General features: G+C 59.2%; 14 protein-coding genes. 12 read left to right on the forward strand and 2 right to left on the reverse strand.

Going from position 1 to position 17,320, the window contains the following annotated elements:
• Positions 1–51: 51 nt before the first annotated feature.
• From EPN93_16155 to EPN93_16190, 8 genes are all read left to right on the forward strand, one after another.
• Positions 52–810 carry an electron transfer flavoprotein beta subunit/FixA family protein gene (locus tag EPN93_16155; protein ID TAL32348.1) on the forward strand — a complete coding sequence of 253 codons (759 nt, stop codon included), beginning with the start codon at positions 52–54 and terminating at the stop codon, positions 808–810.
• The gene (locus tag EPN93_16160; GenBank protein TAL32349.1) at positions 811–1,740 is read left to right on the forward strand and encodes an electron transfer flavoprotein subunit alpha/FixB family protein; all 930 of its coding nucleotides are present in this window, start codon (positions 811–813) and stop codon (positions 1,738–1,740) included. It abuts the gene before it with no gap.
• 138 nt (positions 1,741–1,878) lie between these two features.
• Entirely contained in the window at positions 1,879–3,024 is a 1,146-nt protein-coding gene (locus EPN93_16165; protein TAL32350.1) for a thiolase family protein, read from the forward strand.
• Between the two features lie 12 nt (positions 3,025–3,036).
• Positions 3,037–4,245, forward strand: a complete 1,209-nt coding sequence (locus tag EPN93_16170) for a thiolase family protein (GenBank protein ID TAL32351.1) — start codon at positions 3,037–3,039, stop codon at positions 4,243–4,245.
• Between the two features lies 1 nt (position 4,246).
• Positions 4,247–5,434 carry a hypothetical protein gene (locus EPN93_16175; protein ID TAL32352.1) on the forward strand — a complete coding sequence of 396 codons (1,188 nt, stop codon included), beginning with the start codon at positions 4,247–4,249 and terminating at the stop codon, positions 5,432–5,434.
• Positions 5,427–6,869: a hypothetical protein gene (locus tag EPN93_16180; protein ID TAL32353.1), complete on the forward strand. Its 1,443-nt coding sequence runs from the start codon at positions 5,427–5,429 to the stop codon at positions 6,867–6,869. Before EPN93_16175 ends, EPN93_16180 begins: the two co-directional genes overlap by 8 nt.
• Positions 6,870–6,971: 102 nt before the next feature.
• Positions 6,972–8,123 carry an acyl-CoA dehydrogenase gene (locus EPN93_16185; GenBank protein ID TAL32354.1) on the forward strand — a complete coding sequence of 384 codons (1,152 nt, stop codon included), beginning with the start codon at positions 6,972–6,974 and terminating at the stop codon, positions 8,121–8,123.
• A gap of 49 nt (positions 8,124–8,172) precedes the next feature.
• Positions 8,173–9,345: an acyl-CoA dehydrogenase gene (locus EPN93_16190; protein TAL32355.1), complete on the forward strand. Its 1,173-nt coding sequence runs from the start codon at positions 8,173–8,175 to the stop codon at positions 9,343–9,345.
• A 123-nt stretch (positions 9,346–9,468) separates the two neighbouring features.
• On the opposite strand, the gene EPN93_16195 is transcribed toward EPN93_16190, so the two are convergent.
• Together EPN93_16195 and EPN93_16200 are read right to left on the reverse strand one after the other, a co-directional pair.
• Positions 9,469–9,969, reverse strand: coding sequence for a DUF4442 domain-containing protein (locus EPN93_16195; protein TAL32356.1), 501 nt, complete (start codon positions 9,967–9,969; stop codon positions 9,469–9,471).
• A gap of 30 nt (positions 9,970–9,999) precedes the next feature.
• Positions 10,000–11,544: a long-chain-fatty-acid--CoA ligase gene (locus EPN93_16200; protein TAL32357.1), complete on the reverse strand. Its 1,545-nt coding sequence runs from the start codon at positions 11,542–11,544 to the stop codon at positions 10,000–10,002.
• A gap of 245 nt (positions 11,545–11,789) precedes the next feature.
• On the opposite strand from EPN93_16200, the gene EPN93_16205 reads away from it, so the two are divergent.
• The 4 genes from EPN93_16205 (at position 11,790) to EPN93_16220 (ending at position 17,235) form a co-directional block, all read left to right on the forward strand.
• On the forward strand, positions 11,790–12,644 hold the full coding sequence (locus EPN93_16205) for a LysM peptidoglycan-binding domain-containing protein (protein ID TAL32358.1): 855 nt from the start codon (positions 11,790–11,792) through the stop codon (positions 12,642–12,644).
• A 126-nt stretch (positions 12,645–12,770) separates the two neighbouring features.
• Complete coding sequence (locus EPN93_16210) at positions 12,771–15,107, forward strand: PAS domain S-box protein (GenBank protein ID TAL32359.1); 2,337 nt, start codon at positions 12,771–12,773, stop codon at positions 15,105–15,107.
• 133 nt (positions 15,108–15,240) lie between these two features.
• A complete protein-coding gene (locus tag EPN93_16215) occupies positions 15,241–16,377 on the forward strand; it encodes a response regulator (GenBank protein ID TAL32360.1) in 1,137 nt (378 codons plus the stop codon).
• A 249-nt stretch (positions 16,378–16,626) separates the two neighbouring features.
• Positions 16,627–17,235: a TetR/AcrR family transcriptional regulator gene (locus tag EPN93_16220; protein ID TAL32361.1), complete on the forward strand. Its 609-nt coding sequence runs from the start codon at positions 16,627–16,629 to the stop codon at positions 17,233–17,235.
• Positions 17,236–17,320: the final 85 nt, after the last annotated feature.

The following is a 17,320-nucleotide window of genomic DNA, read 5'->3' on the forward strand; positions in this document are numbered from 1 at the left end:
ATGCGCCATGGAACGGTGCGCGCCTGAAAAATCGAACGGAGGGTTCATGCCGTGAACATAGCAGTGGCGATGAAGGAGATACCGGAGCCCGCGCAAGTGCGCATCCGCGACAGGAAGCCCGTCTTTGAGGGCGCCCCCCTGACGCTGGGGCCCCTTGAAAAAAACGCGCTCGAGGCGGGACGCGCGCTCAAAGAGGCGGCGGGCGGAAAACTCGTGATCGTATCGGCGGGCCCGCACACGTTTGAGGACACCGTGACGGAAGGTCTCGCCATGGGGGCCGACGAGGCGTACCTCGCTCAGGACGACCGGCTCTCGGGAATCGAGAGCGCGTCGAGCGCGGAGCTGATCGCCTCGCTCGTGAAAAAGATCGGGGACGTGGGACTTGTTCTCTTTGGCGAGGGGAGCGGCGACAATTATTCCGGCCAGGTGGGGCCGCGGGTCGCGCAGATTCTGGGCATGCCCCTCGCGGCGTACGCGACGGGGATCGAGCTGGACGGATCGAGCGTGCGCGTCACCTGTTCGCTGGAAGACAGCTTCGAGGTCGTAGAGCTTGAGCTTCCCGCGGTGGTGACGGTGATGTCCGGGATCAACGAGCCGCGCATCCCGTCCGTGATGGAAATCCTGAAGGCCGGGAAGAAACCGAAAACGACGTTCACGCCGGATGAACTGGGCGTGAAGCTTCTCGTGCCCGCGCTCGTCGCGACGCGCAGCAACCTCGCGCCCGTGAGCGACCGGAAGCAGGTACAGGTGAAAACCGCCGAAGAGCTGCTGGGCGTGCTCAGGGCCGGCGGCGTGCTGGGGAGGGACTGAATGAAATCGATACTCTGTTACAGTGATTCACCCGAGAGGGCGCTCGAGCTCCTGGAGTCGGCGCGCGCGCTGACCGGGGACGCGGCCTCGTCGGTCGCGATAAACGATGAAGACCTCGCCACGGCGCTGTGCGCGCGCGGTTCGCGTGTGTACCGGGTGCGCGACGAGAAATTAATATTCGCGGACCACGCGGGGATCGCGCGAGTAGTCGGGCAGGCCGCACGCGCGGCGGGGGCGTCCATCGTGATGCTTGCCTCGGACCGCAGGGGAAAGCCGCTCGCGGGCATGCTCGCGCAGGCGATGGGCGCGGGATGCCTCACCGACGTGCGTACGATGCGCGGCGCGGACGGTGCGATCGTGTGCGAGCGCATGAGCCTGGGCGGCGCCACGATCGCCGAGCAGGAGATTCCCGGTCCCGCCAAGGTGATCGCGCTCGTACCCCGTGCGTACGCTGCCGCGGCCGAAGCGCCGGGCGGCGAGATTATCGATCTCGAGACGCAACCCGGCCCGTCGAAGGTAACCCTCGTGGAGACGCGCGCGAAGGAAAAAGACGGCGCAGACATAGAGGGGGCCGATACGCTGGTCGCCGTGGGGATGGGGCTCAAGAACCGGGAAGACCTGTCCCTCGTCCAGTCGCTTGCCCACGCGCTGGGGGCGGCGACCGGCTGCTCGAAGCCGCTCGCGACCGACCGCAAATGGATGCCGGAGGACAGGATCATAGGGCTTTCCGGAAAAAAATGCGCGCCGAACCTCGCGTTCCTGGTGGGCGTATCGGCCCAGGTCCAGTTCGCGGCGGGAATACGCGACGCCGGGACGATCGTGTCGATCAACACGGACGAGAACGCGCCCAGCGCGAAGATGGCGGACTATTTCATCATCGGGGACCTGTACCGGATCGTCCCCGAGCTGGTCGCGAAGCTTAAGGCCTGACCAGCCGCTCCTGCGGGAGAGGCGGCTTATGGCCGGGCAAAAAATGCAGTGCGCACAACGGCACACCGGTATGGGCCGAAATCGTCTATCGAAGGGATCTCGGGTTTTGGAAATTAAATCAAGGCAGGAGGAACGGTAATGGGTAAAAGGGCGGCGATCTGCGCCGTGGCGCAGATCAAGAATCAGCCGGAGTACCCGCAGATGCGTTTTCAGAACATGCTGCTGGAATGCTTCGAGTCAATCATGGAGCAGACGAAGGTGACCTTCGACATGGACAAGGGCATCCGCAACATCATCACCTGCTCCGACGACGTGTTCGACGCGCGCACGATATCGGACAACGGCGTGACGGACGTGGTGGGCGCCCATTTCCGCGGCGAGGAAAAGATGGCGCAGGAAAGCATCAACGGCCTGGGCTACGCGATGGCGTGCATCCTGTCCGGGCACGACGACGTAATCCTCTTCATGGGACACTGCAAGGAGTCCCAGTCCGAAAGCCGCCGCATGTGCACGAATCTCGCCTATGATCCGTTCTACTGCAGGCCGCTGGGAATGGACTTCCAGAACGCGGACGCGCTGCAGGCGGGGGAATACATGGACAAGGCCGGGATCACCGAGGCGCAGCTCGCGAAGATCGTGGTGCGCGCGCGGAAGAACGCGAAGAAGAATCCCTACGCCCGCGCAAACGAGTCCGTGGACGAGAAGGCGGTGATGTCATCGCCCATGATCTGCGATCCCCTGCGCGCCCTGCATTATTACCCGGTCACCGACTGGGCATACGGGATGCTCATCGCGAGTGAGGAACGCGCGAAGGAATTTACCAAGAATCCCGTGTGGATGACGGGCTTCGGGTCCTGCATGGACGAGTATTTCATGGGCGACCGCGATCTTGCGTCGAACTTCCCGCTTAAAAATGCCGCCGCGCGCGCATATGCGAAGGCCGGCGTGAAAGATCCGAAAAAGGACATCCAGCTTTTTGAGCTCTCGGACCATGCGGCCTACCAGCTTCCGCTGTGGGCGGAGGGTGTGGGAATCGCCGGCGATGGAAAGGGCGGCGCGTGGATTGACGAAGGGGGACCGGACAAATTCAACGTCAACCTTTCGGGAGGGCACCTGAACGGGAACCCGCTGCTCCTGGGAGGGGCCGCGAGGGCGATCGAGTGTTTCCTGCAACTGCGCGGCGAAGCGGGTGAGCGCCAGGTGAAGGGCGTGAAGCGCGCGCTCGCACAGGCTGCATACGGCGGCGCCGGCCAGCACCAGGCGGTGCTCATCATGGAGAGCTAGGGAGGACGGAACATGGCACACGGAAAGAAGAACAGAAACGTCGGGATAATAGGCATAGGGCAGACCAGGCATTCCAGCCACCGCGAGGATGTCAACCAGCCCGAGATGATACACGAAGCGATAGCCGCGGCGCTCAAGGACGCCGGTCTCACGATGAAGGACGTCGATTGCATCGTGCACGGCAACATGGAGCTCTTCGAGATGATACACCAGCCCGATCTCTGGCACACGCTGGGGACCGGCGCCGGGGGCAAGGATACGTTTCGCTTAACGACCGGAGGCACGGTGGGCATCACCCTCGCGTGCGCGTCGGACAACCTGGTCGCAAGCGGCATGTACGACATCGTTATGGCGATCGGCTTCGAGAAGCTGCAGGAGGGCCACACCACCGGCGGCATCACGAATATGGCGGACCCTTTGTGGTTTCGGAACCTTCAGACGGGCGCCCTCACGGGCTCGAAGGCGTACGACCTCATCTATGAGTTCGGCGAGGAGCGCGCGAAGAAGGTGTCCATGACCTACCGCATCATCATGGACAAGCACGCGGGCCTCAACCCGAACGCGCACCGCTCGTTCGGCCTCGATTTCGCGCAGGCGGATGACCTCATCAAGAACTCGCCCAAGCTGGTAGGTGACCTCAAGCTCATCGAGATGTGCTCGCAGTCGGACGGCGCTTGCGCGGTGATCTTCGCATGCGAAAAGAGGGCGAAGGAGCTTTCGAAGAAGCCTGTATGGGTGCGCGACCATATTACCGTACACCGCGAAGAGGTTTTTAACATCTTCGGCTACGACGATAAATATCCGGCGGCCCAGACACAGCGCTTTGCCGCCGAGAACCTGTACACGCGCAACGGGATCACGAAGCCGCTCGAGTATTTCGACGTGTTCGAGATGTACGACCCGGCATCGTGGTGGGGCGTCGACTGGTTCCGCGACTTCATGCTTCTCAAGGGCGACGAGGCCGTGAAGCTCGTCGAGGACCACGAGATCATGATCGGCGGGAAAATGCCGGTCAATCCCTCGGGAGGAGTGATCGCATCGAATCCGATCGGCGCGACGGCGCTTTTAAGGATGGCCGAGGCGGCCCTCCAGGTACGCGGCGACGCGGGGGCGCACCAGATACCGAAGCCCGTGAAGCACGCGCTCGCGTCCGGGTTCGGGGGCACGATGTGGACCGTGCTCATGATGCTCGAGAAGGAACTCAACTGGCAGGAGGCGTAAGATGGCGGAATACTGGGGAGTAACGGTAGATAATATTTTCGATACGATGCAGGAGCGTTTCCGGCCCGAAGGCGCGAAGGGCGTGGACGCCGTGTTCGGCTACGACATAGGCGGCGCGGGAAAGTGGAAGCTCACGGTGAAGGACGGGGCGATGAGGCTCGAGAAGGCGAATGATCTCTCGGGATGCGTCTCGTCCATGGTCTCGGACGCGGAGAGCTTCGTGGGCGTGAACATAGGCAAGGTGGACGCGGCGAGCGCATTCACCGGCGGCAAGATCAAGGTGGAGGGGGACCTGGGCGCGTTCGGTAAAACGGGCAAGCTGTTTCGAAAGTACACTCCCCCCAAGAAGGAGATGTCGGTGAAGGATTACCTCGCGGACATGTTCGGCACCGTGGTGGCGCGCTTCAAGCCGGATGCGGCGGCGGGAGTAGACTACGTCTATGGCTTCGACCTTGGCGGCACGGACGGCGGAAAGTGGACGGTGTTCATCAAGGACCGGAAATGCACGCTGGTGACCGGCCTCCAGGGGAAGACCTCGGTCACGCTCGAGTTCGGCGAGGCGAAGGATTACGTCGACATGATACTGGGAAAGATCGACGCCAACAGCCTGCTTGCGGCCGGGCGCGGCGCGGCGATCGGCGATATCAACATCGCGCTCAAGTGGGGCCAGTATTTCGAGAAATACGCGGACCCGATGGCGACCGGCGAGCCCGAGCAGGAGCTCCTGATGCTCAAGAAAACAATATCGGTCAACCAGACGTTCGTAACCGGTCCTGTCATGGGAAAGTTCCTGAACGCGCTCAAGGAGAAGAAGATCATCACCAATCGCTGCCCCAAGTGCGGTCGCATGCATTTTCCGGCGCGCGAGGTGTGCGCGGAGTGCCGCGTGCGCGCGGAGGAATGGGTCGAGGTGGGCCCCAAGGGCCAGGTGCGCTACATGGAGTACGTGTACTATTCGAGCCCCGACCCGCTCACCGGCGAATCGAGGGAAACGCCGTACGGTATGATCATGGTGCGCCTGGACGGCTGCAGGGGGAACGATCTCTTCATGCATCTGATCCGGAGCGATCAGATCGACCGCATCCAGGGCGGGCGCAACGAAAAATCCGGCACCAGGGTCAGGCCCGTGTGGAACGAGCACCGGGTCGGCAGCATTTTCGACATCAAGTATTTCGAGATAGATGAGTGAGGAGGGACAGATGAGCACGAAAAACACCGACAAGGACAGTTTCGCCGTTCAAGGGAAACTCGCGCTCCCCTACACCTACTTCGCCGGGAGGGTGGGAAGCAAGTTTCTCACCACCATCCGGGACCAGAAGAAGATTATGGGAACGAAGTGCCCCACGTGCGGAAAGGTGTATCTGCCCCCGCGGCAGGTCTGCCAGAAGGACTTTACGGACATCCGCAACAACTGGGTGGACGTAGGAAGCTCCGGTACGGTCGTGAACTTCACGGTCGTGCGCTACGAGGACCGGCATCTCGCACGCAAGCCCCCGTATGTGATCGCGATGATAAAGCTCGATGGGGCCGATACACCCATGGCGCACATACTGGACGGGCTTAAGCCCGAGGACGTGAAGAAGGGCATGCGCGTGGAAGCCGTCTTCGCCGAAAAGACGACGACGACGATCCTGGACATCGACCACTTCAAGCCCGAGGCGGAAAGGGCGAAAACCGGCTGGCGGCCCAAAGCCGCGCGCAAGCCTTACGTACCCGAACCCGAATCCGGGATCGAGGATAAGAGAAGGGGAGGAAAACCCGACATGTCGAAACCGGTGATAATCTGCGCGGCGCTCGCGGGCGCGGCAACCATGAAGAATCAGACCCCGGCGGTGCCCTACACCCCGTCGGAATTCGCGGAAGACGCGTACAAGTGCTGGAAGGCCGGCGCGGCCATGGTCCACGTACATGCGCGCGAGGACAACGGCATGCCCACGCACGATCACGAGCGCATCCGTACGACGCACGACGCCATCAAACAGCGCTGTCCCGAGCTCATCGTGAACCTGAGCTCGGCTGTGGGCATGGGCAAGACCGCCGAACAGCGCATCTCCCAGATCGTCGCGGTGAAGCCCGAGATGGCATCGCTCAATACCAACACGATGAACTTCAGCCTCCTAGACCGCAAGAGCGGCAAGATCTTCATCGACTTCGTGTTCGAGAACACCTTCACGATGCTGCAGGACTTCGGGAAGGCTATGGAGGAGAACGGCGTGAAGCCCGAGATCGAGGTCTACGACATGGGCGGGCTGGATAACACGATGCTGATCGCGAAGCAGGGCTTTTTCACCAATCCCATGAATTTCAACTTCGTGTGGGGCGTCGCGGGCGGGCAGGCCTTCAGGGTCGAGACCTTCGTCGCGCTCATGAACGCGCTTCCGGCAAAGGCGAACTTCACGACATGCGGCGTGGGTCTGGACCAGTTTCCGGCGATCATGCAGTCGGGGATCCTGGGCGGACACATGCGCGTGGGACTGGAGGACAACATCCGTATGCCCGACGGCGAGCTCGCGAAAGGAAGCTGGGAGCAAGTCGAGGTCGCGGTGCACGCGGCCGAGTGCCTGGGACGCGGCGTCGCGACGCCGGACGAGGCGCGTGCGATCATGGGTATTCATAAACGGTAGAGACGGGCCGCCGGGCCGTCTCTCTCAGGGGCGGGCGTGCGCCCGCCCCGTACGTTGTGACGCGTAAAAGGAAATATATTTCCGATCGAAACGGAGGTTCGTATGGAGTTCGGATTTACTGAAGAGCAAATGATGTTCAGGGAGTCGGTGTATCGGTACGCCAAGAAAGAAATAGTGCCGCTCGTGGAGGAGGCCGACCTCAAGTCGGAATTTTCCATGGAGGTGTGGAAGAAGCTCGGGGCGATGGGGCTCCTGGGCCTTCCCTTTCCCGAGGAGCTGGGCGGTTCCGGCGCCGACGTCGTGACCTGCTGCCTCTCGGCCGAGGCGCTGGGGCACGCGGGCGTCGACCAGGGGCACCTGCTCGCGCTGGGCGCGCACACCTACCTGTGCGCCGACACCATCTACAAGCACGCCACGAAGGCGCAGAACGAGAAGTACATCCCGAAGCTCGCGAGCGGCGAATGGATCGGCTGCATGGGGCTCACGGAGCCGGGTGCGGGAAGCGACGCGGCGTCCATGTCGACCACCGCGGAAAAGAAGGGCGACCGCTGGATACTGAACGGGTCCAAGACCTTCATCACAAACGCGCCGGTATGCGACGTGTGCGTCGTCTACGCGACGATCGACAAAAAATTGAAGCACGGGGGCATCACGGCATTCATCGTGGATCGCGGGACCCCGGGATTTTCCACGGGTCAGCCCTTCCACAAGATGGGCGTGCGCGCGTCCGCGACCTCCGAGGTCTTCCTGGACAACTGCGAGATCCCGGAGGAAAACCTGCTGGGTGAGGTTGGCAAGGGATTCGAGTACACGCACGAAACGCTCTCCTGGGACCGGAGCGCGCTGCTCGCGCCGTTTATAGGCACGCTCCAATTCTCGATCGAGGAGTGCGCGCGCTATTCGCAGGAGCGCGTGCAGTTCAACAAGCCCATAGGCTCCTTCCAGGCGATCCAGCACAAGCTCGCCGACATGAAGATCGTCAAGGAGGCCGCGCGCATGACCGTCTACCGCGTCGCCCACGACAAGGACTCGGGCAAGCCCCTGAACCACCTGCATACTTCCATCGCGAAGGCGCTCGTGGGCGACTGGGGTACGAAGGCGGCAAGCGAGGCGGTGCAGATATTCGGCGGATACGGCTTCATCCACGAGTACCCGGTGGAGCGCTTTCTCCGGGACGCGAAGATCGCGCAGATCGGCGGGGGCACCTCCGAGGTGCAGCGCTTCATCATCTCGCGGATACTGAGCTTCTTCTAGCCGATACGTCTTGCGGGGAAACGCACAATCCAGACAGGAGAACGACACCATGAACTACGATCTTACGCCGGAACAGATTGCGATAAAGGAAACCTTCTCGAAATTCTGTACGAAGGAAATCGAACCGAACGCACAGGTACTCGATACTGCCGCGCACGGCGATGTCGAAACGCTTATTAGAGCAAACATAAAAAAGCTCGCGGGGATCGGGTATCCCGGCATGATGCACGAGGAAAAATTCGGCGGCACAAACCTGGACCTCATAAGCCAGATGATCGCCGGGGAAGAGGTCGCGAAGGCGTGCGCCTCGACGTTCCTCTCCTGCGGGGCATCGGCCGGGTTGTTCGGCATACCCATACGGCTTTTCGGGACCGATACGCACAAGGATAAGTATTTACCCGGCCTCGTCAAGGGGGACCTTGTGGGGTGCTTCGGCCTTACGGAGCCGGAGGCCGGGAGCGACGCGGCCGCCATCAAGACGAGCGCGGAAAAGAAGGGGGACCGATACGTCCTCAACGGGGTGAAGACCTTCATCACGAACGCGCCCATCGCCGACGCCGCCCTCATCTTCGCCTACACCGACAGGGCCAAGGGACCCGGTGCGGGCGTGACCTGCTTCATAGTTGATAAAACCACGAAGGGATTTTCCACGGGCAAGCCCTTCGAAAAGATGGGCTTCCGCGGCTCGCCCACGGGAGAGATATTCCTGAATGACTGCGAGGTCCCGGAAAGCGCCGTCCTGGGCGAGGTCGGGAAGGGCTTCATCCAGGCGATGCAGACGCTCGAGTACGGGCGTATCGGCATGGCGACGGTGTGCCTGGGCATCGCGACGCGCTGCCTCGAGCTCGCCAACGCGTACTCGAAGGAGCGCAAGGCGTTCGGCAAGCCCATCAACCGCTACCAGGAGGTTTCCTTCAAGCTTGCCGACATGATGATACTTTCGGACGTGGCGCGCCTGCTCATCTACCAGGCGGCGTGGGCCAAGGAGAACGGGAGCGCCGAATCGGCCGTGCTCGCATCGGTCGCGAAGGTGTGGGCCTCGGAATCGGCGACGCAGAGCTCCAGCCTCGCGGTGCAGGTGTTCGGCGGGTACGGGTACATGAAGGAGTTCCCGGTCGAGCGGCTGTACCGTGACGCGAAACTGGGCGAGATCGGCGAAGGCACCTCGGAGATTCAGAGGGTGCTCATCGCGAAGGACCTTATGCGCCGGTACGCTTCGTAGAAGGGCGCGCAACGGAACCGTTTTCCGGGGGCTCCGTTGCGCGGAACTTGCGTATCGGCCCCCATGCCATTGATAGGGGGCGCCGATTATAATCACGCGATTATCCCGGTGTGCGAACCTGACTCAGGCCTTGTCCGCCAGCGGATTGACGAAACCCGTCGGAACGGCGCGGACCTGCCAGGTCCCGTGCACGAGCGCGACGACCTCGCCGCCCGTGCCGACCAGTTCCAGGTCCATGATGAGGTCGCATTTTCCCTGCGCGACGACCACCGCCTCGATCTCCCTCACGCGCTCCGGCGACAGCGACGCATCGAGCGTGATGTCGCTCGTGACGGGCCGCCGGTACCGGATGGTCATCTCCTTTACAATAGGGAAATAGCGGGTGAGATCGAAACAGGCGCCGAATATGGCCCCGCCCGCCACCTCCCCCAGGGTGAAAATACAGCCCGCGTACATGGTGCCGATATGGTTGATATTGCCATCGAGCGGCATCATGAGTCGCACGTGGTTTTCCCGGCAGACGAGAAACTTCATCCCCATATTCCGCACGGCGTTTATTCCCGTTTCGACATAGGCCGCGAAGTCCCGAAAGCGCTCATCGATCATGGGCAGTTCTGATTGCATGGTTCCTCTCTTTCCATGTGGTTCGGATTCTTATCCGGTTTTCTTCATCGCCTTGTCCTTGTACTCGTCGCGGAGCTTGTACTTGAGCACCTTGCCTGAAACGTTGCGCGGAAGCGCGGGGATGATCTCCAGCAGGCGGGGGATCTTGTAATCGGCGATGCGCGACTTGAGGAATCCCTTGAGATCCTCGAGGCTCATGGTTTCCTTCTGCTTGAGCACGACCACCGCCATGACCGTTTCCCCCCAGCTCGGGTGCGGGATGCCGATTATCACGGCCTCCTGGACCTTCGGGTTCTCGTAGATGGCGTCCTCGACCTCCTTGCTGTATACGTTCTCCCCGCCGGTGATTATCATGTCCTTCTTGCGATCCACCAGGGTAATGTACCCCTCGTCGTCCATGACGCCCAGGTCCCCGGAATACACCCAGCCGTCCTTGATCGCAGCTTGTGTCGCCTCCGGATTCTTGTAATACCCCTTCATCGTAGTCTCACCCTTGACCGCCAGCTCGCCCACGACACCAGGCGTGGTGATCGTTTCGCCGCTCGCGCCCACAAGGCGCGATTCCATGTTCACCACGTACTTGCCCCCGGCGCCCGCCTTGCGCACCTGGTCCTCCGGGAGAAGCGCGATCCCGCCGGGCCCCGCCTCCGTGTATCCGCACAGGCAGAAGAAATTCGTCGATTTGAATTTCTGCATCATGGCCTTCACGGCCTCGGCGGCCATGGGCGCCGCCCCGTAACCATAAAAGCGAACCCCCGACAGGTCAAAGCTGTCGAACTCCGGGACCATCATCATGAAGGAGTACATCACGGGCGCACCAAAAAACTGGCTGATCTTCTCATTCTGGATGAGCGACAGCACCGGCCCCGGCACGAAATCGCGTACGATGACGTGGGTCGCCCCCAGGTACGTGCCCGGGTTAAGGTACAGGTTCAGCTCCGCGGAATGAAAGAGCGGGGCGCTGTGAAGGATGCGGTCCCTTGGATTGAGACCCACGAGCGTGGCCATGGAGGTTGTGAGCATCATCTGGTTGTGGTGCGTGAGCACCGCCCCCTTGGGCCGCCCCGTCGTTCCCGATGTATAGATGATCTCGCTTTCGTCGAATTCGTCCACGGGTATGCCGGGCTCTCCCTTTCCGCCCGTCGCCATTGCCTCCCCGAGGGGAACGAAATCGGGAAAGGCGCCGGGTCCGGCCGAATAGTAACCCTTAACCCCGGGAAGCCGGGGCTTCATCTCCCTGACCGCGGGCTCGAAAATATCGTCAAAGATCACCGCCGTGGAATCGCTGTTGCCGAAGATGTATTCGGCCTCGGGGGGAGCGATCCGGAAATTGACTGGGACCGCGACGCCGCCCGCCTTCACGATTCCGTAAAACGCGAATACGAAATTATCGGTGTTGAACATCCACATCGAGACCTTGTCCCCCTTTTTAAGGCCCTTTCCTATAAGCGTGTTCGAAACCGCGTTCACCCTCTCGTTTACTTCTTTCCAGGTATAGCGGTTTCCTTCGTAGACTACGCCCTCTTTCTCGGGAACCGTTCGTGCGTTACGTGCTACCAATCCGCCCAGATCCATGGGAAGCCTCCTCAAAAATGTATGGTGATTGCAGGGATTAACGCATCGGAGGGGGAGGAGGTCGATAAAAGCCGGCGAGATGGGCTCGGAAACGCTGGCAGAGATGATTATAATCCCTTTTTATGTGATAATATGGTAAAATTGTTGTAAGTCAAATAAAATTTTAATTTCCGCCGTCTTGACATGCGTTCCTCGATGTGCAATATTACATGTATAATTATATAAAATCTGGGGGTAAGTAAACCATGGCGTATTATAAGAAGATAAAAGGTAAAGATTATGACGGAAACCTCCTCAAGATCGCGGACGCGGCGGTAAAGGGAAAGGGAGACGGCAGAATATCCCTGAAGGAAGCGAAACGGATTCTTGCGACGGTCAAGGACTCTGAAGAGTACACGGGCGTCGAAAAGACGACCATGAGCTATATCCGGGACAATTACAAATTCACCGAAGAGGCTAATTCGTGGTTCCGCACGGAGATCCGAAAGTGGGCCGCGAAGAAGGGGAAGGGCTCTCCCGCCAGAAAGACCGCATCGCCCGCGAAGGCCGCCCCCGCCGCCAAGGGCAGGGCCGAACGCACCCCCGCGCCCGCTTCCCGCAGGGAAACCGGCATGCCGTTGAGGGAAACACCCCTGCTGCCCGCGCCGGAAAGAAAAGCGCCTCCGCCCGGCGAAGGTGATGGAATAAAACGGTTTTTCCTGGCGGCAGTACTGGTAATCGCGGCCGTGGCGGCCATATTTCTGATAAAGCCGCTTAAAAACCTGTTCTTCGGTCCCACCCCCGAGATCCCCCGGAGCGGCGAGAGGAGCCGCGTGGAAGAGCAGAAGGTTCCGGAAATCGCGAAGCCCGCGGAAATGAAACAGGAAGTCCCCGCGGAAAAACCGGCTGCCCCTGTGGAGAAACCAGCGGCCGTGGAAGAGAAAAACATCTACGTGGTGAAGGAAAAGGACACGCTGATTAAAATCAGCGAAGAGATCACGGGGGATTACAGGAACTGGGAGAAGATATTCGACGCGAACAGGGACACCGTCCAGAGCCCCGTGCTCATCTTCGTAGGGCAGCGGCTGCGGATACCGGAGGGCATGACCCGGAACAGATAAGAAAACAAGACGAGACCGGCCCCATACCGGTCAGGAAGGCCCGTATTCTGTAGCACATGATGCGGGCGTTTTTTTTGACTCGCGCATTGCAGGGGATAAACCCGGCAAAAGCGGGTCCGTCAATCCATGGAAGAGGACATGCAGAAAACAAGGGTGCTTATAGTCGATGACGAGCTGATAATCGGAAACAGCATCGCTTCCATCCTCCAGAACCGCGGGTATGAAACCGCGGGACCGGTGCCCAGCGGGCGGCGCGCGCTTGAGCTTATCGCCGGGGAACGCCCCGACGTGGTCCTCATGGACCTGCATCTCGAGGGCGACCTTGACGGGGTCGAGACGACCGCCCTTATCAACGAGAGATTCGGGATTCCCGTGGTTTTCGTGACCGCGTACTCGGATGACGCGACGCTCGCACGATTGAACAAGGTGATATCGTACGGTTATGTAATGAAGCCGTTCCAGGGATCCGAAATAATTTCCAATATCGAGCTCGCCCTCGTCAAGCACCAGATGGAGATCAGGCTGAGCGAGAGCGAGTCGAAATACAGGACCCTGTTCGAAAATTCGAAGGACGCGATCTACATCCGGAGGATCGACGGGAGCCTTCTCGATTTCAACAAATCTACGCTCGAATTGTTCGGTTACTCCCGGGAAGAATTCAGCGCCATGAACGCGGCCGACGTGTACGTCAACAAGGAGGATCGAATTCGACTGCAGGAGATACTTCTGCAAAACGGATTCGTGAAGGATTTCGAGATTTCGCTGCGCCGCAAGGACGGGTCCATCCTCTCCTGCCTGGTTACTTCTACGCTTCTCAGGGACGCACACGGTAATCCCGCGTTCATCCAGGGTTCCCTTCGCGATATCACCGAGAGAAAAGCCCTCGAGTCCGCTCTTCAGCAGAGCCTGTCGAAGTTTCAGACATTCTTCGACAATATTATCGATCCCGTATATATTCACGATCTGGGTGGGAAAATTGTCGAGGTAAACGCGGCCGCGTACAAGCAGCTCGGCTACGAAAAGGACGAATTGCTCGGGTCGTCGATCTCCGCGCTTACAGCCCCGGAGTCGGCGGGACTTGTAGAACTTCAGCTCAAGGAACTCGGCGAGGAAGGCCGTAGTAAATTCGAATCGATCCATATCGCGAAGGACGGCCGTAGAATCCCCATGGAGGTAAACACCAGGATAATCGATTATCATGGCCGGCCGATGGCGATGCGAATCAGCCATGACATCACGGAACGCGAGTACGCGATGGGGCAAGTCAAAACGACTCATGCGGAGATCGCGCATATCCTTAACGCCATCACCTCGATTCTCATCGGGGTTTCACTCAAGGATGTCGTAACCCACTGGAATCCGGCCGCCGCGGCGGCATTCGACCTGCCAAAGGCGGCGGTAATCGGGTGGAAGTTCGGCGAGATTCAGATCGATTGGGACTGGGGCAGGGTATATGAGGGCATCTCGGATTGCATACTCCAGGAACGCTCGGTGAGACTCAAAGATCTTACGTTCAAGGACAGGGCGGGTAACGCGAGGATTCTCGGGGTGACCATCAGCCCCATCAAGGACGCGAATGATTTGTTGAGGGGGTTCATAATTTTCGGCGCCGATATCACGGATAGAAGGATCATGGAGTCGCAGCTCGCGCACGCGCAAAAAATGGAATCCATAGGGCAGCTTGCCGCGGGCATCGCGCACGAGATCAATTCGCCGCTCCAGTATATCCGCGATAATCTCTCCTTTCTGCGGGACTCCTTCGGGGACCTCATGAAGATTTTCGGCGCGTACGATCAAATGGAAAAAACGCTCTCCGGGATGCCGGGGTGCGCGGGGGATGCCGATTCGGCCCGAGCGAGCATCGCGCATATCGACCGCGCGTACGTATCCGCGGAGATTCCCAAAGCGGTGCAGGAATCGATCGATGGGATCGAGCGGGTCGTCTCGATCATCAAATCGATGAAAGAGTTTTCTCACCCGGGCACGACGGAGAAGACCATGACCGATATCAACCGGTCGATCGAAAGCACCGTCACGATCTCACGGAACGAATGGAAATATATTGCCGATCTTGAAACCGACCTGGAGCCCGGCCTGCCCGCGGTGCCGCTGATCGCGGGCGAGTTTAACCAGGTGTTGTTGAACATAATAATAAACGCGGCACATGCGATCGAGGAAAAAGCCGGGAACGGGGGTGCGGGAAAGGGGACCATTCGCATTACGACCCGGCGCGCCGGCGGCGAAGTGGAAATCAGGATTTCGGATACCGGGGCTGGCATTCCGGAATCCATCCGCTCTAAGGTATTCGATCCATTTTTCACTACGAAGGAAGTAGGCAAGGGAACCGGCCAGGGTCTCTCCATCGCGTACGCGGTGGTGGTAAAAAAACACGGCGGCACGCTCACCTTTGACTCGGAAAAGGGGAAAGGCACCACGTTCGTCATCCGGATGCCGATATCCTGAGGGAAGGGTGATCTTCCATGACTTTAATGAGAGAATTTCCGGTATCGATTGAAGGGGATGGCGATATCGAGTGAGACGCGAAAAAATGGGACGGACCAACCGTCCAATCTAATAAAATCGTGAAGGATTTGCTATGGAAGAGAAGGTGCTGTTCGTGGACGACGACGCTAATCTGCTTTCATCCTACCAGCGCTCGCTGCGGAAGGAAATCAACATCGAAACCGCGCTCGGCGGGAAGGCGGCGATCGAGGCCATAAAGAAACTGGGACCGTTTGCGGTTATCGTATCCGATTTCCGTATGCCGGAAATGGACGGCATTCAATTTCTCGCCCTTGCCAGGGGGATCGCCCCCCGCAGCGTGCGCATAATGCTCACAGGGTACGCTGATCTTCAAACGGCGATCGATGCGGTGAACCAGGGAAATATCTTCAGGCTTCTTACGAAGCCCTGCCCCCCGGAAACGCTCGCGCTCGTACTCACCGCAGGAATCGAGCAATACCGCCTTGTCATGGCCGAAAAGGACATCCTGGAAAGGACGCTCAGCGGCGGCATCAAGGTGCTCACCGATATCCTTTCGCTCGTGAATCCCCGGGCTTTCAGCCATGCCGCCCGTGTGCGACGCATTGTGAAACAACTCGCGGGCCACCTGGGTCTCGATAATACGTGGCAGCTCGAGATCGCCGCGATGCTCTCCCAGCTCGGATGCGTGACGATCCCCGATGAGATACTCGCCAAGGTTTTTACCGGAAAGTCGCTCAATGAAACGGAATCGAAGATGTACCAGGGTTACGCTAAGGCGGGGGCCTCGCTCATCGCCAATATTCCCCGCCTCGAGAAAATCGCGCAGATCATCGCGAACCAGGAGCAGCGGTACGATGGGTCGGGGGGAGAGGGTCCCAAGGGGAACGACATCCCGCTTGAATCGAGAATTCTAAAAGTAGCGCTCGATCACGATATTCTGGTCATGGCCGGATTGGACAGCGGGCTTGCCCTTGTGGAGATTCATAAAAAGGGAGCATGGTACGATCCCGGCGCAGTTACCGCGCTTGAAAAGCTCATTACCGTGGAAACAGGCTATGCCGTACGCGAGGTCGGCATCGACGAGCTGTCGACGAGCATGATTATTGCAGAGGACATCATTGACGAGAACGGGCTCCTTCTGGTCGCAAAAGGGCAGGAGGTCACTGCTTCGATGCGGCTGCGCCTCGTAAATTTCAGGAAAAGCATGGATGTGAAAAGTTCGATTAAAGTGATACTACTGAAAGAATAATACACGGATCAATCCCACTCCCGCGGGAAGGTAAATGTGCTGAACGAATATTGTTACGCACACTGCCGGTGCATTGTCCGTTATGACGCGGGAATACGCTTGACATTGTTTTTCAATAAGGATAACGGTCGTTTATTAACCAGAATATACAAGCGATGACGGTGCCGTCGGAAAAGGAATGCGGTCAGGTTCCATTTCCGATACAACCGGCCTTCCGGGTGCGCTTATACGGGGCGGCGAGAATCTTTGATGACTGAGAACAGGGTGAACAAGACCCAGAAGGCGCTTATCATCTCGAAATCGAGCAGTCTTTTCTGGGAAAAGGGCTACGCCGAGACCAGCATGAAGGACATCGCGGGTGAATGCGGTTTCCGGCCCGCCAACATCTACAATTTTTTCGAGAACAAGGAATCCATCCTTTTCGAGATTCTTTACGATGAAATGATGGAAATCCTGGGCCCCATCCGGAGCCTGGAAGACGACGAGACCATACCCCCCCCACAGGCCATGCGGCTGGTGATCGAAAACCACCTCAAGCTCACCCTGGGCGAAAAAATGAACTCCAAGCTTTTATTCGATGCCGGTCTGAAAAATCTTTCGCCCGCGAACAGGAAAAAGATCATCACGCTGCGCGACGAGTACGACCGCATATCGGTCAAGATAATCGAAAGGGGAATAAGGACGGGGGTATTCAGGAAGACGGACGCGAAGATGGCAGTATACAGCATCGCCTCCATGATCGCGCGATCGAGGATATGGTTCAACCCGCAGGGTAAACATACCGTCGATGAAATCATCGATTTCATATGCGCGTTCGCCCTGAACGGCCTTGGTGCCAAATCAAATGGAAATTTGTAAGGAAGAAGGAGTAACCGCAAATGCACGCGAATAAACGCTAATATCTGCAATTTAATGATTCGCGTTCATTCGCGTCAATTCGCGG

Source organism: Spirochaetota bacterium (assembly GCA_004297825.1).
Lineage (GTDB): Bacteria > Spirochaetota > UBA4802 > UBA4802 > UBA5368 > FW300-bin19.